Below are 21,832 nucleotides of genomic sequence, written 5' to 3' on the forward strand. Positions count from 1 at the left end.
TGCGCGGCGGCCTCGCCGAAGTCCGTATCGGTCCGGTTCCACTCGACGGTCAGCAGGTTCCGCTCCGCTTCGCTCGTCAACGCAAGCCCGCCGAGCGGCCGGTCCGGATCGGCGATCACGGCATCGACGAGCGTGCGGAAGTGTTCCGCCATGCGATCGATCGTGGCGGCGTCGAACAGGTCCAGGTTGTATTCCAGCGAGCCCGCCAGGCCGTCGTCGGCATCCTGGATATGGAGCGTGAGGTCGAACTTGGCGGTGTGGGTCTCCACCGACACCGGCGTCGCCACGAGACCGGGGAAGCTCGGCGCCAGGGATTGCGCTTTCTCGTACGCGAACACCGCCTGGAAAACCGGCGTGCGGCTCAGGTTGCGCTCGAGCCTGAGCGAATCCACGACCTGTTCGAACGGAATCTCCTGGCGGCTATAGCCGTCCAGCGCGACGCGCTTCACGCGCGCCAGCAGTTCGCCGAAGGTCGGATTGCCCGACAGGTCCACGCGCAGCGCGAGCATGTTCGCGAAGAAGCCGATCAGCGGCTCGGTCATGCTGGAGCGCCGATTGGCGATCGGGGAGCCGATGACGAGGTCCTGCTGATGGCTGTACCGCGACAGCAGCAGCGCATACGCGGCGAGCACGACCATGAACGTGCTGGTGCCGGACGCACGTGCGATCGCGCGCAGGCCGTCGGCGCGTTCGCCGTCCAGCCGGAACGGCAGCACCGCGCCGCGGAACTGCTGGATGGCGGGGCGGGGACGGTCGGTGGGCAGTTCGATCAGGTCCGGCGCGTCTGCCAGCGATGCGCTCAGAAGCGCGAGTTCCCGATGCGTATCGGCGGACGCCAGGCGCTCGTGCTGCCACACCGCGTAGTCCGCGTACTGGATGGCCAGTTCCGGCAGCGGCTGGCCTGCATAGAGCGCGGCCAGTTCGCCGATGAGAATGCCTGACGACCACGCATCCGACACGATGTGATGCATCACGACGCCGAAGACGTGCAAATCCGCACGGACGCGATACAGCACGACGCGAAAGAGCGGCCCGGCGGCGAGATCGAACGGGCGATCGGCTTCCTCGGCGAGCAGCGCGAGCACCTCGGACTCGCTGGCGACGTCGACGACGTCGAGCGCGACCGGCGCAGGCGGCGCGATGCGCTGGACGCCGAGGCCGTCGATGGCGGGAAACGTCGTGCGCAGGATCTCGTGACGCCGGCTGATTTCGGACACGGCGGCCCGCAGGCGCGAGAGGTCCAGTTCGCCGTCGAAACGCAGCGCGCTCGGGATGTTGTAGGCGGCCGACGGGCCTTCCAGTTGAGCGAGGAACCACAGGCGCTGCTGCGGAAAGGACAGCGGCAGGTCGTTCGCGCGCGAGCGGGGCAGGATGTTGCCGGCCGTCGCACCGGCCCGGGGCGACGACGCCTCGATCAGGTCGGACACCGCGCCGATGGTCTGGAGTTCGAAGATCGCGTCGATGCCGATCTCGACGGAGAAGCTGCCCCAGATCCGCGAGACCAGCTGCATGGCCTGCAGCGAATCGCCGCCGTAATCGAAGAAGCGTCCGGCGAGATCGACGGCCGGGTTGTCGAGCACGTCGCGCCAGATGCGCAACAGTTCGAGCTGGACCGGCGTGGCGTCGGGGCTGGCCGCGTCGGGCGCGGCGGTCGGCTCCATGGCCAGCAGCGCCGGGCGATCCAGCTTGCCGTTGGCGTTGAGCGGAAATTCGGCGATCAGGACGATGTCGGACGGGACCATGTAGTCCGGCAGTTTCCCGCCCAGGAACGCCCGGAGATCCGGCACGTTCAGGCTCGCGGAACCCTTGACGTAGGCCGCCAGCTTGCGCACGCCGTGAGCCGATTCGCGCAGCATGACCGCCGCGCCGACGACCGCCTCGTGCGCGGCGATCGCGGCCTCGATCTCGCCGAGTTCGACACGGTGCCCGCGAATCTTGACCTGGTCGTCGACGCGCCCATAGCATTGGATCCGTCCGTCGGGCAGCCATCGGCCGATGTCGCCGGTGCGATAGATGCGCGCTTCGCCGGGGAACGGATGCTCGACGAATTTCGCGGCGGTGACGTCGGGGCGCAGGTGGTAGCCGCGCGCGAGGCCGGCGCCGGCGAGGCAGATCTCCCCCGGCACGCCAAGCGGGACCGGCCGCAGGGCCTCGTCGAGCATGTACACCCGGGTGTTGGCGATGGGCCGGCCGATCAGCACCGAAGCCGGCACGTCCTCGACGCGCTCGACGATGCAGCCGACCGTCGCCTCGGTGGGACCGTACTCGTTGTAGATTTCGATCGACGGATCGATCTTCCGCAGCGTCGCGATGTGCCGGGGCGTCAGTTCCTCGCCGCCGACGATCACCTTGCGCACGCCGGAGCGTGCCAGGTTCATGTACTCCAGCAGGTGAATGTGGGTCGGCGTGAGCTTGAGGGTGTCGACGCCGCTGCCGGGCTGGAACATCCGGGCCAGAATGGTGTCGATGCTTTCCGACTGCGGATAGATGCGCAGCGTCTTGCCGCGCACCAGCGGGCAGAAGAGGTTGGTCAGCGTGAAATCGAAGCACAGCGAGCTGTACAGGCCGAAACTGCCGGTCGTGCTTTCCGGAAAGTAGTACTCGGCGGCCCACGCGATGTAGTGGGCCAGGTTCCGGTGTTCGAGCAGGCAGCCTTTCGGGCGCCCGGTCGAGCCGGACGTGTAGATCACGTAGGCCAGGTTCGCCGGTTCGGCGCGGCACGGCGGATTGTCCGGCAGCGGCGTCCAGTCGGGGAGCTCCTGGTCCAGCAGCAGTGTCACGCCGGAGAACGCATACCATTGCGCCAGTTGACTCGACTGGGTCACCAGCAGCGACAGGCCGGTGTCGCCGAGAATGTGATTGATCCGTTCGGCCGGATAGGCCGGGTCCAACGGAACGAACGCCGCCCCGGCCTTCAGGATGCCGAGAATCGCGACGATCATCCATTCGGAACGTTCGAGCATGACGCCGACCAGCGATTCCTGCCCGACGCCGTAATGCTCGCGCAACTGATGCGCGAGGCTGTTGGCCCGGGCGTTCAGGTCGGCGTAGGTCATCAGCGCACTGTCGGTGACGAGGGCCGGCGCTGCCGGCGTGCGGGCGACCTGCGCTTCGAACATCTCGACGACCGTCGGATGGCGAGGGCCGGCCGCCGCGGTTTCGTTGAAGTTGGCCAGTTGCCGGCGCGCGTCCGGTGCGCTCGAGTCGATGTCGCCGACTAGCTGGTCGAGGTGTTCGAATGCCTGCAGCACCGTGGCGAGGCTGCTTGCGAACCCGTCCATGACGAACGGCTCGATGGCGCCGGCATGACGAATCTCGATTTCGCCGCGCGCCAGTCGCAGGTGCAACTGCAGGTCGTCGTCCTGCCCCGTCAGCGCATGGTGCACCCGATCGTCCGCCAGCGAGACCTTCGTGAGCTGCGCGAGCGCCAGCTCCTTTTCGTGGCGCACCAGCGTGTCGAGCGGGAATTGATGCTCGGCATAGCTTTCCTCGACGATCCCGGCCACGCGCGACAGGTAGTCCTCGATGCGCTCCTCGGGGCGGACCTCGATGATCAGCGGAATGGCGCCGGCCCGGGTCGACGGGTGCTCGGCAAGCCCCGGCGTGCCGAGCACCGTGACCGGCGTCCGGAAGTATTGCCAGAGCAGGAACGCAATGCCCGCCGCCGTGACGGCGAATTCGGCAAGCTCGCCGTCGCCGATGCGCCGCAACACGTCGAGCGACGCGGGTGTGAGCGGCACCGTGCGGGACAGCAGGCGCCCCGGTTGCGGGCGCGGCGCGTGCGCGGCGATCCGGTAGGTGCCGGTGACCAGGGACAGGCTTTCGCGCCAGAATCGCGCGGTGTGCGCATAGCGATGGTCGGTGACCAGCACGTTATTGTCTTGCACGGGAAACTCCTCGATACGTTTTGTTCACCTGAAACAACCCGAAGCCGGGCGCATGGCGCCCGCCGTTCGCACTCCGGCCGGCATCACGACTTCTCCTCGAGCACGTCGTCGACGGTGACGTCGGGCGCCCGCTTCAGGCGCAGGCCGACCCGCACGCGCGGGCTGGCGGCGGGCGCATCGCCGGACAGCGGAATGCGATCGACCGGCATGGCCGGATCGCGACAGAAGACGTCCTGGATCGCGAGCAGTCGATCGCGCATCGCGGCGATGGTCGCGGGGCGGAACAGGTTGGCGTTGTAGATCAATTGAATGCGGTGCCGGCCATCGCTTTCCACGACCTGGAACGACAGGTCGAACTTGGCCGTGGTGTCCGCCTGCGAGCGGTCCGTGATGCGCAGATCCGACTGCGGCGCGGGCATCGAAATGGCGTTCGCCTGAATGTCGAAGATCGGGAAGTGGCCGGCCGGGGTGCGAATCTTCAGGTCGTCCAGCAGTGCATCGAACGGATAGGACGCATGCGCCAGCGCGTCCGTGGATGCTTTTGCCACCGCGTCGATCACCGCTTCGACGGTTGCGGACTTCTGCACCGGGACGCGGAGCACGAGGGTGTTGAGGAACACCCCGATCTGCGATTCGAGCTGCTCGCTGTCGCGCCCGGCCGACACGCTGCCGATGACGATGTCCTCGCGCCCCGTGTAGCGGTGCATCAGCACGCAGAACGACGCGAGGAGCACCGTGTAGAGCGACGTATGGTGCGCGCGGGCCAGTGCCGCGAGGCCCGTCACCTGCGGCTCCGACAGTTCGACTTCGAGCGTCTGCCCGGCATGACCGGGCCGCTCGGGACGCGGGAAGTCGGACGCCAGTTGCAGGCGGGGCAGCGGCGCCGCGAGTTGCGCGAGCCAGTACGCGCGCTGCGCGGCGGCGTGCGGACCTTCGAGGCCCGCGTTGTGCCACGCGGCGTAGTCGCGATACTGGATCGACAGCGGCGGCAGGTCGCGTCCCGCATACAGGGCTTGCAGGTCGTCGGTCAGCACGCGGATCGACCACGCATCCGATATCACGTGGTGCATGTTCAACAGCAGCAGGTGCGCCGTCGGCGCGAGCCGGACCAGCTTGACGCGCAAGAGCGGCCCCGACGCGAGATCGAACGGCTGCCCGCTTTCCTCGCGAATCAGCGCATCGATGGCCTGCAGCGCAGCATCGTCCGCGAGATCCATGTGCTCGACCCGGAATCCGGATGCCTCGCGGGTGAGGATGCGTTGCCGCAGCTCGCCTTCGATCATCGCAAACACGGTGCGCAGGCTCTCATGGCGATCGACCAGCGCGTCGAACGCACGGACGAGGCGCGCCGTGTCGACGGCGCCGTCCAGCTGCAGCGCGCCTGCCATGTTGTATGTGGACGGATCCGCGCTGCGGCTCGCGAGCCAGATCCGCTTCTGGGCACGGGACACCGCGTAGGACGGTTGCGCCGCAAGCGCCGGGATGGGCGCATCGACATCGAGGCGATCGGCGGGGCGGGATGCCAGCTTCCGCGCGAGTGCGCGCGGCGACGGCGCCTGGAAGATATCGGCGACTGCGACGTTCAGTTGCAGTTCACGACGGATCCGGCTGACCATCTGGATCGCTTTCAGGCTTTGGCCGCCATGCTCGAAGAAGTCGTCGTCGACGCCGCTCGGCCGACGGCCGAGCACCTCGGCGAAGATGCGCAGCAGCGCGGCCTCGACGGGCGTCTGCGGGTCGGCCGGCGCGCCGTCGGGCACGGACGCGGCATCCGGGAGCGGCAGCGCGGCGCGGTTGATCTTGCCGTTCGGCATGACGGGCAACGCCGGCAACAGCATTACGGTGTCGGGCACCATATGCGCCGGCAGCGTGTCGCGCAGTGCGTCGCGCAGGCGTCGGGGCGTCCAGCCGGTGCCCGACGCGTAGCCGCACAGGGTCATGTCCGAGCCCGACGCCTGCCGGGCGACCACGACGGCGTTGGAGATGCCTGCGAGCCCCGTCAGCGCGGCTTCGATTTCCCCGAGCTCGATGCGATAGCCGCGGATCTTGACCTGGAAGTCGCGGCGTCCGAAGAAGTGGAGCGTGCCGTCGGCCCCGAAGCAGCCGATGTCGCCGGTGCGATACAGGCGCGCGCCCGGTTCCGGACTGAACGGATCGTCGCGGAACACCGCCCGGGTGCGTGCTTCGTCGAACAGGTAGCCGCGCCCGACGCCCGCTCCCCCGATGCAGATCTCGCCTTTGACGCCGGCCGGGCACGGATTCATGTCGGCGTCGACGACGTAGAGGCGCAGGTTCTCGATGGGGCGGCCGATCGGAATCGCCGGCAGATCCGGCGCGCGTTCCATGCTGAAATGCGCGACGGAATCCGACGCTTCGGTCGGCCCGTACGTGTTGACGAGCCGGACCGCCGGATTCAGGCGGAACCACGCGTGCGCGGAGGCCGGCTGCAGGGTTTCGCCGATCGTCAGCAGCGTGTCGAGGTGCGGGAACGCCGGCGCCGGGTGCCGTTCCAGCTCACCGAGAAAGGTCGCCAGATAGGACGGCACGAATTGCATCGCCGTGATGCGGTCGCGGTGAAGCGCGTCGATCAGGCGCGCGGGCTCGAGAACGTCGGCATCAGGATAGATCACCGTCGTGCCGCCCGACACCAGTGCCGCGAAGCACTGCCACACCGAAATGTCGGAGCAGTGCGAAGCGGTCTGTGCAACCGCGCTCTGCGCGCCGAGCCCGACCCTGCGCGCCATCGCGAGCACGTGATTGAGCATGCCGCGATGCTCGACCATCGCGCCTTTCGGCTGGCCGGTCGACCCCGACGTGAAGATCACGTAGGCGAGGTCCGCGGGCCGGCAACGCGGCGCCGGCGCGCCGGCGCCACGATGCTCGGGCAGGCGCGCGGGATCGACCCGCGGGATCGCCGCCAGCGCCGGCGGCGGCATGCCGTCCGTCGCGACGATGACGGCCGGCCGGGCCAGCGTCAGGAGGGTCTCGACCCGCTGGGCCGGATAGGCCGGATCGACGGGAACGTACGCCGCGCCGCACTTCCAGATGGCCAGGATCGTTTCCAGCATCAGCGGCGAGCGCGGCATCCAGACGGCGATCCGGTCGTCCGGCTGGATCGGCGCGACGTGCAGCAGATGACCGGCGATCCGGTTGGCACCTTCGACGAGGTCGCGATAGGTGCGGACCTCCGTGCCGCAGCGGACGGCAATGCGCTCGGGGTGCGCGGCGGCGACGGCTTCGATCAGTTCGGGCAGCGTCCGGTCGGACGGAACCGGCGCGAACGTATCGTTCCAGCCGAGCACGATGGCGTCCCGCTCCGCGGCGGTGAGGAGCGCAACGCCGCGGTTCGGGCGATCTTCGTCGCCGGCGAGGCCGACGAGCAGCGTTTCGACGTGACCCAACAGGCGGACGATCGTTTCGCGATCGAACCGGCCGTCGTCGTACAGCACCTGCAGCGACAGGCGCTTGCCCGGCGTCACGACCAGCGTCAGCGGGTAGTTGTTCGGATCGGCGACCTGGAATTCGCCGATCCGCAGGCCGGGCAGCCCGTCGGCCAGCGCTTCCTCGACCGGATAGTTCTGGAAGATGAGCAGGCTTTCGAAGAGCGGCACGCCGGGCGGCAGGCCCGCGAATTTCTGGATGTCGGCCAGCGGATAGTGCGCATATTCCTCCTGCCGGGCGAGCTCGATCTGCAACTGCGCGAGCCACGCGGACGTGGGGCGCGCGTCGATGCGAACCCGCACCGGCAGCGTGTTGATGAACAGCCCGACCATCTCGTCCGACGCCGGCAGCGAGGCCGGGCGACCGGAAACGATCGTGCCGAACACGACGTCGGCTTCGCCGCTGTAGCGGCCCAGCAGCTGGGCCCACGCACCCTGCACGAGCGTGTTGAGGGTGAGGCCACGGGTTTGCGCGAAGGCGACGAGCCGTTGCGTGTCGCTTTCGGAGAGCCGCAGCGGCACCTCGACATAGGCGCCCGGCGCGGCCGTGCCGTCGAGTTCCGGGCGTCCCAGCACGAGCGGCGTCGTCGCCGGGAAATCCGCCAGCTTCGTCTTCCAGAAGCGTTCCGCCGCGGCTGCGTCCTGGCGCGCCAGCCAGCGCACGTACTCGGCGAAGGCCGGCGGCGCGTCCTGCCGCGGCGCACCGTCGGCCGGCAGCGCCTGATAGGCGGCGGCCACTTCGCCCAGCAGACGGGCGGAGCTCCACCCGTCGAGCAGGATGTGGTGATGGCTCCAGTGGAAGCACCAGGCGTGATCGCCCGTGCGGAACAGCGCGACGCGCATCAGCGGCGCCCGGGTGAAGTCGAAGCCGCGTGCCCGGTCCTGCACGTCGTAGGTTTGCCGACGCCGTTCGGCCTCCGCGGCGGACGCCGCGCGCAGATCCTCCTCGTGCCACGGCAAGTCGATATGGCGATGCACGACCTGCACGGGGCTGTCGAGGTCTTCCCAGTGAAACGACGTTCGCAGGATGTCGTGCCGCTGCGCCACGGCATCCCACGCGCGGCGGAACCGTTCGACGTCGAGCGCGCCGTCGATACGGAAATTCAGGCTGCTGAAGTACGCATCCGACGCGGGTTCGTACAGCCCGTGGAACAACATGCCCTGCTGGGTCGGCGTCAGCGCGTAGACGTCGGCGATCCCGTCCGGCATGACCGAGGCCGGCGCCTGCGCCGGGCCGGTCGCGGGCCCGGTCGATGCGGACGGGACGGCAGGGGCGGCGACCAGGGATTCGAGCGCCGCGAGGTACGCTTGCGCGACGCGCCGGATGGTGGCGGCGTCGTGGCAGGCCCGGCTGAATTCCCACGCAACGTGCAGGCGGTCGCCGCTCACGTAGGCGTTGATGTCGAGCAGGTGTTCGCGCCGCTGGTTCGGATGGCGGCCGTCCCCGCTCGGCTCCGTCGCCGGTTTCCAGTCGCGCGCGGCGGCGAACAGCTGGTCGGTCTGGCCCAAGTAGTTGAACAGCAGTTGCGGCCGCGGCGCCGGACCGTCGAACCGGTCTTGCAGCAGGCCATGGCTGATGCCCGCGTTCGGCACGGCGCGCAGTTGCGTCTTGACCGACGCAACCAGGCGAGCCGGATCGTGCGGGCCGGGATCGACCGTCAGCGCGACCGGGAACACGGACGTAAACCAGCCCACCGTGCGCGAGATGTCGAGGTCGTCGAACAGTTCTTCGCGCCCGTGCGCCTCGAGATCCAGCAGGACGTCGGCGCATCCGCTCCAGTCGCTGACGGCACGCGCGAGCGCGGCAAGCAGCAGGTCGTTGATCTGCGCGTCGTAGGCCCGGGGCGCGGCGCCCAGCAAGGCCGTCGTCGCGGCTTCGCCCAGCTCGACCACGATCGTTTCGGCGGACGACACGGTATTGGCGTCGGCCGGCGCGGCGCGATCGAGCGGCAGGCCGGGCAGGTCGGCGCGCGCCAGGGCCCGCCAATGGACGAGATCGGCGTCGGCGGCGCCCGAGCCGGCCCAGCGCGAGATCGCCCGGGTCCAGGCGGTCCACGTCGCGCTGCCGCCCGCGAATTCGGGCGCCTTGCCGTTGCGCAGGCGGGTATAGGCGTCGTACAGGGTTTCGAGCAGCCCGCCCCACGACACGCCGTCGACGACCAGATGATGCGCAACCAGCAGCAGACGAAGCGAACGGCCTTCGTCGAGCCGGAACAGGTCCGCTCGCACGACGGGGCCGTCCGACAGGTTCAGGCTCGCATGCGACTGCGCGACGTGCTGCGCGAGCCGCTCGCGCGGAAGGTCGAACACGCCGACGGACACCTCCGGATCGTCGACGACTGCCTGGATCCAGCCGGACTCGCCCGCGCGAAAGCGCAGTCGCAGCGCATCGTGCCATTTGACCGTGTGCCGCAACGCCTGGCGCAGCAAGGCCGGATCGAAATCCGCCGGCACGTCGAGCAGGACCGCCTGGTTGTACTGGTCCGTATCGTTCCGATGCTGCGCGAAGAAACGCGTCTGGATCGGCGTCAGCGGCAGCGGGCCGGACGATGCGACGAACTCCGCCGCGCCGACCGTGCCGCGCGTCGCCACGGCGGCGAGCTCGGCAACCGTCGGATGCTGGAAGATCAGCCGGGTGGTGAGCTTCAGGCCCGCCCTGGCGGCCAGCGACACGATGCGCATGCTGAGAATCGAGTCGCCGCCCAGCGCGAACAGGTTGTCGTGGATGCCGGGCGCCGGAATGCCCAGCGCCTCTCCCCAGATGCGGCACAGCAGCGTCTCGGTGGGCGTGCGGGGCGGTGCCGGTGCGTGTGCCGCCGCCGACAGCCGCGACCGGTCGAGCGGCGGCAGCGCCTTGCGGTCGATCTTGCCGTTGCCGCTCAGCGGCAGCGCGTCGAGCACCACGTAGATGGCGGGCACCATGTAATCCGGCAACGTGGCGGACAACGCGGCGGCGATCGCGGCATCGCTCAGCGACGCGCCGTCGCGGAACGCGACATATGCGCATAGCGCGGCGCGGCCGGCGTCGTCGCGATAGTCGAGTGCGGCCGCCTGGCGGATTTCCGGAATGGCGGCCAGCGCGTTGTCGATTTCCCCGAGCTCGATGCGGTAGCCGCGGATCTTCAACTGGTGGTCCTTGCGGCCGTGGAGCGCGATCGTTCCGTCGGGGAGATAGCAGCCGATGTCGCGGGTGCGGTACATGCGGACACCGCGCTGCGGAATGAACGGATCCTCGACGAAAGCCTCCCGCGTTGCGGCTTCGTTGTTCAGGTAGCCTCGGCCGACGGCGATGCCGGACACGCACAGTTCGCCGGGAATCCCGATCGGGCACAGGTTCATCTGCGGGTCGACGACGTAGAGGCGTACGTTGCGGATCGGCTTGCCCACCGGGACGTAAGGCGTGGTCGGCGCGCACGTCATGCGGTGCTGCGCGACGTCGTCGGATGCTTCCGCCGGGCCGTAGGCGTTCACCAGCGCGATGTCCGGGAACACGTCGAACCACTGTTTCACCAGGGCCGGGCTGACCATCTCGCCGGTGACGAGCAGGTGCCGCAGGTGCCGCATCAGCGCCGGCCGTTCCGACGCGCGGTCGAGCACGGCGGACAGATAGGACGGCACCAGTTCGAGGATGCTGACCCGGGTGGCGTCCAGGGTCGCGATGAAGGCCGCCGGGTCGCGAATGCATTCGTCGTCGACGATCACGGTCTTGCCGCCGGCGAGCGGCGCCGTGAAAAATTGCCAGACCGAGATGTCGAAGCAATGCGGCGCGGTTTGCGCGATCACCGACGAAGCCGAAATCGAAAATTCGTCGATCTCGGCGAGCATGTGATTCAGCATGCCGGCGTGCTCGACCATCGCCCCTTTCGGCTTTCCGGTGGAACCGGACGTGTAGATCACGTAGGCGAGGCTGTCGGGCGACACGGGGCGGCCCGGGTTGGTGTCGTCGTCGATCCCGGTGGCGTCGTCGAGCGACACGACCGGCGCGAGCGAGGCCAGCTCGGCCGGCAACAGGCCGTCGCAGGTCATCACGAGGGCGGCGCCGGAATCCTCGAGAATGGTGCGGATGCGCGCCGCCGGATAGTTGGGGTCGATCGGAATATAGGCGGCGCCGCACTTCCAGACGGCGAGGATCGCCTCCATCAGGCGGGCCGACCGGTGCATGCAGATCGCGACCAGCGCGTCCGGCCCCAGCTCGGCGGCGGCCAGCAGGCGGTGCGCGAGTCGGTTGGCGCGGGCGTTCAGTTCACCGATGCTCAGGACGCTGTCGCGGTACTCGACCGCCGCCCGCCCGGGGTGCGCGGCGGCGGCCTGTTCCAGACGATGCACCACGGTGAGCGCGGCGTCGAACGGCACGGCGGTGTCGTTGAAGGTGTCCAGCAGTAGCCGGCGTTCGGCCTCGGGCAGGATCGGCAGGCGTCCGAGCAGCCGGTTCGGATCGGCCGCGAAGGCATCGAGCGTCGCGGCCACGTGGCCCAGCATGCGCTGCATCGTGTCTTCATCGAAGCGCCGCGGATCGAACGACAGTTCCATCTTCCAGTCGTCGCGTGCCGTCACCACGAATTCGAGCGGGATGTCGGCGCGGTTGTAGAGTTGCACCTCGTCGACCGCCAGCCCGTGCGCGCCGTGCGTCAGCGACGCGTCCAGCGGGTAATTCATGAACGTGATGTTGCTCTCGAACAGCGGCGTCGTCAGCGGCACTTCGCTGCAGCGCTGAATGTCGGGCAACGGGGTGTGCTCGAACGGCGCGCGGGCGGCCACGCGCGCCTGGATCATCTTCAGCCACGGCACCAGCGGCTGCCTGGGGTCGACCCGCACCCGCACCGGCACCGTATTGATGAACAGGCCGAGCATGGACTCGATCCCCGGCAGGTTGGCGCCCCGTCCGGACACGACGGCGCCGAACACCACGTCGGTCTCCCCGCTGTAACGCGACAGCACGAGCGCCCAGGCCGCTTGCGCGAGGGTATTGAGGGTGACGTGATGGCGGGCCGCAAATTGCCGCAGGCGCGCGCTCAGGTCGGCCGACAGGTCGGCCTGCACTTGCGCGAGACCCTCGCCGAAGCGTTCGCCCGCGTCCGCGCGCGCGGCCGTGGGCAGCGGGGTCGGCGAGTGAAAACCTTCGAGATAGCGCGTCCAGTATTGCTGCGCGGCTTGCGGCTCGCGCTGCTGCAGCCACTGGATATAGTCGCGATAGGGGCGCACCGCGGGGAGCGCCGGCGGCACGCCCTGCGTGAGCGCGCGATAGGCCTCGAAGATCTCCTCGATCACGAGCGACAGGCACCAGCCGTCGGCCAGGATGTGATGGTGGCTCCAGCTGAACAGGTACGCGTGCTCGGCGATGCGCACCAGGCGGCAGCGCACGAGCGGCGCACGATCGAGCGCGAAGCCTTCGGCCAGGTCGCTGTCGAGATGCGCGCGCCACCGCGCGCGCTGTTCGTGGTCCGGCAGATCGCGCCAGTCGTCCTGCACCCACGGCAGCGTGGCGTGCGCATGCACGACCTGCATGGGCTTGTCGAATTCCTCCCAATGGAACGACGTGCGCATCACCGGGTGCCGATCGATCAGTTGCTGCCAGGCGGCCTGGAACAGCGCGGGATCGAGGCTGCCGGTGATCCGGCAACCGAGCTGGTTGAAGCTGCTGCTCGCGCCGGGCGAGTGCACGGCATGAAAGAGCATCGCCTCCTGCATCGGGGAGAGCTCGTAGATATCGGCGATGGCGGGGGAGGTCACGATTTGATCCTTGATACGAGTGCGTCCAACGCTTCCTGACTGATGCGGGCGGCCGGAAAGTCCGACGGGCTCAGCCCGCGCGGGCCGTCACCGCTGGCCTCGACGATCGACAGCAGACGGCTGCGGTAGCACTGCGTGAGCTGCTCGATGACGCCGGGCGGGCAGGCCTCGTGGTTGTAACGCCAGGTCAGACGCAGACGCCCGTCGAACACCATCCCGTCGATCTCGAACAGATGACCGCGACGTGCGCGCGGGCTGTGCTCGGGACTCTGGAAGTCGAGCACCGGTTTCCAGCCCGTGTCGTCGGCCAGCACGCGATCGATCTGGCCGAGGTAGTTGAAGCGCACCGGCGCCGGCGGCCGCCGTTCCAGCGCCGCCGCGATGCCGGCGTCGTGGCCGAGGTAGCGGGCGACGCCGTAGCCGATCCCGCGCATCGGCACCGCGCGCAGCTGCTCCTTGACGTGGCGCAACGCGTCCACCGCCACGGTGGCGTTGCCGGCATTCAGGTACACCGGGTAGTGCGTGGTGAACCAGCCGATCGTGCGCGACGTATCGACGCCGTCGAAGAGGTCCTCGCGACCGTGGCCTTCGAGCTCGACGGCCAGCGTGGCGTTGCCGGTCCAGTCGCCGAACGCGAGCAGCAGGGCCGTCAGCAGGACTTCGTTGATCTGGGTGTTGAACGTGCGCGGCACGTCCTGCAACAGCGCAAGCGTCTGCCCGGCGTCGAAATCGATGACCGTCGTGCCGGCTTCGCCGACGGTGCCGACCGGCATGTCGTCGAAGCACGCAGGCTCGTCGGCGCTGGCCTGGAGCCAGTAGTCCAGCCCGTCGGGCGCGCTCGCACCGAGTTCGGACAGGCGCGTCGACCAGTCGCGCCACGCCGTCGTCCTGGCCGGCAACCGCACCGCTTCGCCCGCTTCGCGCTGGCGACACGCGGCGTACAGGTCTTCGAACAGGATGCGCCACGACACGCCGTCGATCACCAGATGGTGCGCGACCACGAGCAGGCGCTGCGGCGCGTCGGGACCGAACTGGAACAGGTGCGCGCGCAGCAGCGGCGGCGCCGACAACGTGAAGCTTGCCTGCATGTCGCCGGCGGTCGCGAGCATGGCCGCCTGCCGTGCGGCGGGCGCCGCGTCCGCCAGCGACGTGACGCCGAGCGGAATCGCCAGCGGCGGCGCCGCATGCGATTGCCGCCATGCGCCGGCGACGCGCTCGAAACCCAGCCGCAGCGCGTCGTGATGGGTCGCGACCGCCGCCAGCGCGTGCTCGAGCACGTCCGGCCGCAGCGATGCGGGCACCTCGATCATGGTCGACTGGTTGTAGTGGTGCGGATCCGCCACGTCCTGCGCGAAGAACCACGACTGGATCGGTGTCAGCGGGGCGGGGCCGACCACGGGTTCCTGCGAAATCCGGAGCGACGGCGCCTCCACCGCAACCTGGGCAAGCGCGGCAATGGTCGGATGCGCGAAAAACTGGTCGGCGGTGAATTTGAGGCCGACCTGCTGGGCCAGCGACATCACCTGGATGAGCAGGATCGAGTCGCCGCCGAGTTCGAAGAAATTGTCGCGCACGCCGATCGGCTCGCGGCCCAGCACCTCGGACCAGATCTTGCCCAGGCGCGCTTCGACGTCATTGGCCGGTGCGACGTACGCGGCGGCGCTCGGCACGGGCGCCAGCTCCAGCGCGGCGAGCGCCTTGCGGTCGGGCTTGCCGTTCGGTGTCAGCGGCAGGCGTTCGAGCGTCACGATCGAGGCCGGCACCATGAACTCGGGCAGGCGTTCCTTCAGATGTTCCCGCAGGCCGGCGACGCTGGCCGTCGCCGTGGCGACGCAGGCCACCAGCTGCTTGTGCTGCGGCGTATCCTCGCGCACGTACACGATCGCGTCGGTCACGCCGGCGTGCTGCCGGAGCGCCGCTTCGATTTCGCCCATCTCGATGCGATAGCCGCGAATCTTCACTTGCGTGTCGCGGCGCCCGGTGATTTCCAGGTTGCCGTCCGGCAGCCAGACGCCGAGGTCGCCGGTGCGATAGAGGCGCTCGCCCGCTTCGAACGGGTGGTCGACGAACGCGGCGGCGCTCAGGTCGTCGCGGCCGACATAGCCGCGCGCCAGCGCGATCCCGGACACGCAGATCTCGCCGGTACACCCGTCGGGGGCCAGCGCCCCGTGCTCGTCGAGCAGGTACAGGTGCGTGTTGTGGATCGGGCGGCCGACCGGCAGACGGGCGCCGTAGGCGATCGCCGGGTCGACCACGTAGTCCGCGATGCACACGGTGGCCTCGGTCGGGCCGTACGAGTTGTGGCACACGCGGGTCCGGGCCAGTTCGCGCAGGTCCGCCACGCGCGCGTTGTCGCCCGCGCTGATGACCCGCTTCACGGCGCCGAGCGCGTTCCAGTCGAGCGACGCGAGATAGGCCGGCGTCGCGTTGACGGTGGTGACACCCTGCTGCGCGAGGTAGTCGACGAAACGCGGCACGTCCCGGATCACGGCGGTCTTCGCCAGCACCAGGCGCGCCCCCGCGAGCAGCGTGACGAAAATCTCCATGATCGAGCCGTCGAAGCCCGGGGAGTAGAACTGGACGAACCGGTCGTCGGCATCGAAACCGAAGGCGTTCACATGGGACTGCGCCATGTTCACGAGCCCTGCATGTTCGAGCACGACCCCCTTGGGGATGCCCGTGGAGCCGGACGTGTAGATGATGTACGCCGCGTCGCCCGGCGCGACCTCGACCTGCGCCGACGCCGGTGCGGGTTCCAGCGTGTCGAGCTGAAAGTCGAGCGCGAACATCGGAATCGCCCAGAAATCGGCGAGCAACGGCAGGTATTCCGAGTTCGTCAGCAGCGCCTTGACCTTCGCGTCCTCGATCATGAAGCGCAGCCGCTCCCGCGGAAACTCCGGGTCGAGCGGCAGATAGACCGCGCCCGCCTTGAGCACGCTGAGCATGCCGACGATCCAGCGCTCGGACCGGTCGGCGACCACCCCCACCACGTCGCCGCGCTCGATCGCGTATTCCGCGAGCAGGAAGCCCGCCAGCCGGGACGCCTGGTCGTCCAGCTGCGCATAGGTCAGCGATGCATCGGCGCTCACCACCGCGATGCTGTCCGGCGTGGCCGCGACCCGTTGCGCGAATTGCGCGAGGAAGGTGCCATCCATCGCAACGGGCGCCGCATGCGCAAGCAGGCGCGCACGTTCCTCGTCATCGAGCAGCGAGACCGTGTCGAGCGGGGCGTCCAGCGCGCCGAAGCCGGCCACGACGTTGCGCAGGTGGCGCGCGAGATGCTGCAGATAATGCAGCGTGAAGACCGTCGGCCGGCCCGTCAGGACGATCTCGTAGCACCCACGATGCCGGATCTCGATCGACAGGTCGTAGTCCCCCGCCGTCCACGCTTCGTGCAGGCCGTCGAAGCGCACGCCGACGTTGGTCGCGGGCCGTTCGCCGCGCAGTTTGTGCGCGAGGGCCGCGATCGGAAAATCCTGATACGAATAGCTGCGCTGCACGCTGTCGCGCACCTGGTTCAGGTATGCGCGAACCGTAGGGCCGGGCTGGGCGGCGTCGAGCAGCGGGACGGAATCGGCGGAACCGTTCGCGGCTTCGGCGATCAGGCGCGGCGTATCCACGAACAGGCTGGCCGCGCCGTCGTAGCGCCCGAGCACCCGGAACAGCGCCGCCAGCAGCACGACGAACGCGCCCAGCTCGTTGCCGGCGGCCAGCTTCGCCAGGGTTTGCGCCGCGTCGCCGTCGAGCGCGAAGGTCAGCGCCGGCGCGGGGCCGACGGGCAGCGCGTACGCCTGCCATGCCTGCTGAAGACGGAAGTCTTCGTCGATGCGACCGAGCGCCTCGTTCCAGAACGCCAGGTGCTCCTGGTATTGCCCGCTGGTCGACAGCGCGTTGAGATTCAGTTCTGACAAAGCACGATCTCCCTCGTCGCGTACAGGATTTCGGAAGCGATGCCCTTGGCCTTGCAGTGCGCGACAAACTGGGTGGACTGGATATGGCTGGGCGAGTTTTCGTCGAAGGTGTTGTCGAGGAGGTGGTTGAGCCACGGCTCCTGACCCATCGCATAGACATACGCCGCGTTGAACGGGAAGTCGTCCACCAGCGCGGCCGCCTCGCCGAACTGGCAGCCCCGCGCCCGGCGCGAGCGGTCGAGGTCCCGCGGCAGCGCCTTGGGAAACAGCGGGCCGTAGACCCATGACGGCGGCGCGCCCTCGGTTTCCATCCCGACGAACAACGTGTCCGGCTTGCCGGCGAGGCGGAACACATGCTCGTAGAGGCGCGGGTCCAGGTTGCACGAATCGGCGATGCACAGCACCGACCGCGTGCCGAAGCGGATCATGAAGCTCTGCTTGCTCTGGATCGCCAGGTCGTTGTGTTCGCCCAGGAACGGAATGGCGGTGATGACGCCGTTGGGCACCTTGATTTCGTCCGCATCCCGGACTTCCAGCACATCGTCGAACCCGAGCTTGCGCAGCGCCAGCGCCATTGACGGATCTTGCGGAAACCCGTCGAAATTCCTGCCGACCACCACGGTCTTGACCTTGTGGCGAAGCTGCAGCAGCGTTTCGAGGACGATGTGATCGTGATGGCTGTGCGTGATCAGCACGTAGTCGATCTGGTCGGGCAAGTCCGCGAACGTATAGCGCGGCAGCGCGGTGTCGTAGCCGTAGCTGATGATCGGATCGATCAGGATGCTCACGCCGCGGCTCTGCACCAGCAGGCACGCGTGGCCGTAATAGCGGATGCGGATGTCGTCGCCGTCGAACGAACGATCCGGCTTCGGCGCGGGCGCCTCCTCGACGAAGAACGTGCGGAACAGCGGCTCGTCCTTTTCCTCCACGCGCATCAGGTCGACGATTTTCGCGTAGCTGCCGGGCGTGTCGCGCATCCGGAACAGCGCATCGAGCGCGCGATCGTCGAAGGCCATCTTGCAAAACAGCGTGCGCTCGTCGCCGAGCCGGGGCGTGCTGAGAATGAACGGCCGGGGCGTGTTCTCTTCGATCGCCGACAGCGCGATGCTCTGGGCATCGCGCGCATAGAACGGGCTCGCATACAGCAAGCTCTCGAAGATCCGGAAGGACGGGTTGTGATTCAGGTCGTAGTAGATCTCGACATAGCCTTTCAGCACTTCCGGGATTTCGGGATAGATCGGGTCCGACGCCATCCCCTTCGCCTGTTCCAGCAGCAACGTGGAGAACGTCTTGTATGCCTTCGCCAGCTCCAGTTGGCGGGTCGCGCGACCGGCGGTCTGCTCGATCAGCGCGCGGATTTCATCGACGCGCTTGCCGCCGAGATCGAGAAACGGGCCACCGCGCATCGCGGGATCCTTGCAGGCCGCCGCATGCATCATCGGCGACGCGGCATAGGACTGCATCAGCGGCAGGAACCGCTCGGCCACGTTGAGCGCGGCGGTCAACGGCGGCAGCGTGTGAAACCACGCATACCAACCGTTGATCAGCGGTTCGAACTGAATGTTTTGCCGCAGGTAGACGTGTGTGCTGGACGAGATGGTCAACGAAGGCTCCTTAGAATGCGCTGAGTTCGACGGTCGGCTGACGGGTTCCGGCGTGCAGCGCACGGTGTCCCAAGGTCAGGTTCCGGATGCGAACGCCCGGATCGGCAAGCACTTCGCCGACGACGGACGTCAGCTCGTCGGCAAGGCCTTGCACCAGGGCCTCGCTGAATCGCCCCGCGTGATAGACGACGCTGATCGCGAGGCCCTCGGCGCGCGGCTCGGCCAGGAACCAGAAGTCCGTCGCGGCTTCCGTGTCCGCGCGTTGCGGATCGTGGTCCGGCTGCTCGGCAATGTGCACTTGTCCCGCGTAGCGGTCGACGGCGCCCTCGCGCTGGTTCTGCAGCGTCAGGCCGATGTCGAACAGCGGGTTGCGTCCCGCGACGCGTTTGACATGCAGGTCGTCGAGCAGGCGATCCAGCGGATACAGCGGATGGGAGAACGCTTCGAGGGTGGTGTCCCGCACCCGGGTCAGCAGCGTGTCGAAACGGTCGTCGCCGGCGACGCGATCGCGCAGCGCCAGTACGTTCAGGTAGGGGCCGACCTGCGACTCGAGTTCGGGCAGCTCGCGGCCCGCGACCGGCGTGCCGACGACGATGTCCTCCTGGCCGGAACGGCGGTAGAACAGTGCCTTGATGGCGGACAGCAGCGCGACGAACAAGGTCGCGCCGTAGCGCTTGCCGAGCGCATCGAGCGCCTGCGTGTCGGCGGCAGGCAGTTCGAACCGCCAGGTTTTCCAGCTCGGCACGGCCGGCTGCTCGACGTCGCCCGGCAGTGCCAGCGCGCGCAGGCCGCCGCCCAGCTTGGCCAGCCAGTAGTCCTTCATGCGGGCGCCGTCCGGCCCGGCGAGCAGGCGGTTCAGCCAGCCGGCGTAATCCTTGTACTGGATCGGGAGGGCGGGCAGCGGATTGTGCCGACGCTGGACGAACGCGTCATAGAGCGCCGACAGGTCGTCGAGCAGCACCTCCGTGGACCAGCCGTCGCTCACGATGTGATGCATCGTGCAGAGGCAGACGTGCCGGACTTCGGACAACCTGAGCAGCTTGACGCGGAACAGCGGGCCGGCGGCGAGATCCATCGGCGCGAGCCGTTCGCTCTCGTAGATCGAGATGGCCCGGGCGTCCCGGTCCTCGGCATCCTGCAGATCGACGACCTCGACGGGGAAGGCCGCTTCGCCGGGCGGCAGCACCTGCTGGACCGGCTGATTGCCTGCCAGCACGAAACGCGTGCGCAGGATCTCGTGACGTTCGCTCAGCGCGTGGAACGCACGCACGAGCGCATCCACGTCGAGCACGCCCTCGAGCAGCAGGGACGTGGGCAGCGGGCCGCCGGCTTGCCCTGCATTGAGGCGATCCTGGACCCACAGCCGGGTCTGGGCGGGGGAGAGTTCGTAGTGCGTCTGCGCCGGCAGCGGCGTCACGGGCGCGTAATCGATCGGCTGCGTATCGGCGATGCGCTTCGCGAGACCCGCAATGGTGGGGTGCGCGAACAGGCTGCGGATTTCCAGTTTCGCATGCAGATCGCGACGGATGCGCGCGACGACCTTCGTCGCGGACAGTGAATTGCCGCCCAGCTCGAAGAAATTGGCGGTCGTACCGATGCGGGCCTGGCCGAGCACTTCCTGCCAGATCGCCGTCAACTGCGCTTCGAGCGCGTTGGCCGGCGCAACGTGGTCCGGGCCGTCGCCGGGTTCGGGCAGCCTGGCGCGATCGAGCTTGCCGTTGGGCAGGGTCTCGAAGGCGGTCACGACGACGAACGCCGACGGCACCATGTAATCCGGCAGCCGCTGCCGCAGATGGCCGCGGACCGCTTCGATCAGTTCGGCTGCGGGGTGCGACGCGCACAGCCATGCGACGAGTTTCGCGCCGTCGTCCACGCCGCGCAGCGCCACGACGGCGGCGTCGACCAGCGGGTGCGAGGTCAGTACCGCCTCGATTTCACCGGGTTCGATGCGCAGGCCGCGCAGCTTGATCTGGTGGTCGATACGGCCGAGGAACTCGATATTGCCGTCGGGGCGATAACGCGCGAGATCGCCGGTACGGTAAAGGCGCGCGCGCGGGTCGGTCGAGAACGGGTCGGCGATGAACTTCGCGGCGCTCAGTTCCGGTTCGCCGTGATAGCCGAGCCCCACCGGCGTGCCGCCGATCAGCAGTTCGCCCGCGACGCCGAGCGGCGTGGGCTGCATGTGCGCGTCCACGATATGCAGGCGGGCATTGGCGATGGGCCGGCCGATCGGGACGATGCGGTGCGGGTCGTCGCGCTTGCACTCCCATGCGCTCACGTCGACGGCGGCTTCCGTGGGGCCGTAGAGGTTGTACAGCCTGACGTCCAGGCGCTCGAGGCAGCGCTGCTGCAGGTCGTGGGGCAGTGCCTCGCCGCTGCACACGACGCGGCGCAGCGACGCGCAGTGCGCGTCCAGGTCCGGATGGTCGAGGAAGGCACGCAGCATCGACGGCACGAAGTGAATCGTGGTGATCCGTTCGCGCCTGATGAGTTCGGCCAGATAGTCGGTCTCGCGCTGTCCGCCGGGTCGGGCGAACACGAGGCGCGCACCGGTGACGAGCGGCCAGAAGAATTCCCAGACGGAGACGTCGAAGCTGAACGGGGTTTTCTGCAGGACGGCGTCGCCGGCGTCGAGCGAGTAGGCGTGCTGCATCCAGAGGATGCGGTTGGTGATCGCGCGATGGGCGTTGAGCGCACCCTTGGGGCGGCCGGTGGAACCGGAGGTGTAGATCATGTAGGCGAGGTTGTCGCCGTTCAGATCGGGCTCGGGGTTGGCCACGGCGTCGGGATCGAGGTCGAGTTCGCTGGAATCGACGACGATGAGGGCAGCGTCGGTGTCGGGCAGCGTGTCGCGCAGATGTTGCTGGGTGAGGAGCCAGCGCAATTGAGCGTGATCGATCATGAAGCGCACGCGCTCGGCGGGATAGTCGGGGTCGACGGGGACGTAGGCGCCGCCGGCCTTGAGGACGGCGAGCAGCGCGACGATCATGTCGAGCGAGCGTTCCATGGCGACGCCGACGAGAGCGTCGGGCCCGACGCCGAGCGCGATGAGCCGGTGCGCGAGGCGGTTGGCTCGCCGGTTGAGATCGGCGTAGGTGAGCGAGTCGTCGTCATGGACGGCCGCGACGGCCTCGGGCGTGCGCGCGACCTGCTGTTCGAACAGGCGGTGCAGCGGTTGCGCGGCGGCCTCGCCGAAGTCCGTATCGGTCCGGTTCCACTCGACGGTCAGCAGGTTCCGCTCCGCTTCGCTCGTCAACGCA

The 21,832-nt window shown here is 68.6% G+C and carries 5 protein-coding genes; all 5 read right to left on the reverse strand.

The window, feature by feature from the left end; translation table 11 throughout:
* The coding region (locus GQ57_RS36230; RefSeq protein WP_034200421.1) for a non-ribosomal peptide synthetase at positions 1-3,887 on the reverse strand (3,887 nt) is incomplete at its 3' end.
* Between the two features lie 83 nt (positions 3,888-3,970).
* Positions 3,971-13,057, reverse strand: a complete 9,087-nt coding sequence (locus GQ57_RS36235) for a non-ribosomal peptide synthetase (RefSeq protein ID WP_081896862.1) — start codon at positions 13,055-13,057, stop codon at positions 3,971-3,973.
* Entirely contained in the window at positions 13,054-16,968 is a 3,915-nt protein-coding gene (locus GQ57_RS36240) for a non-ribosomal peptide synthetase (protein WP_034200419.1), read from the reverse strand. The genes GQ57_RS36235 and GQ57_RS36240 overlap by 4 nt, the downstream gene beginning before the upstream one ends.
* Positions 16,956-18,572, reverse strand: a complete 1,617-nt coding sequence (locus GQ57_RS36245) for an MBL fold metallo-hydrolase (RefSeq protein ID WP_034200420.1) — start codon at positions 18,570-18,572, stop codon at positions 16,956-16,958. The genes GQ57_RS36240 and GQ57_RS36245 overlap by 13 nt, the downstream gene beginning before the upstream one ends.
* Before the next feature lie 10 nt (positions 18,573-18,582).
* Positions 18,583-21,832 (reverse strand): non-ribosomal peptide synthetase (locus GQ57_RS40895; protein WP_034200422.1); only part of this gene is annotated, 3,250 nt, incomplete at its 5' end.

The sequence above is a fragment of the Burkholderia sp. MSh2 genome (assembly GCF_000731655.1).
GTDB lineage: Bacteria > Pseudomonadota > Gammaproteobacteria > Burkholderiales > Burkholderiaceae > Burkholderia > Burkholderia paludis.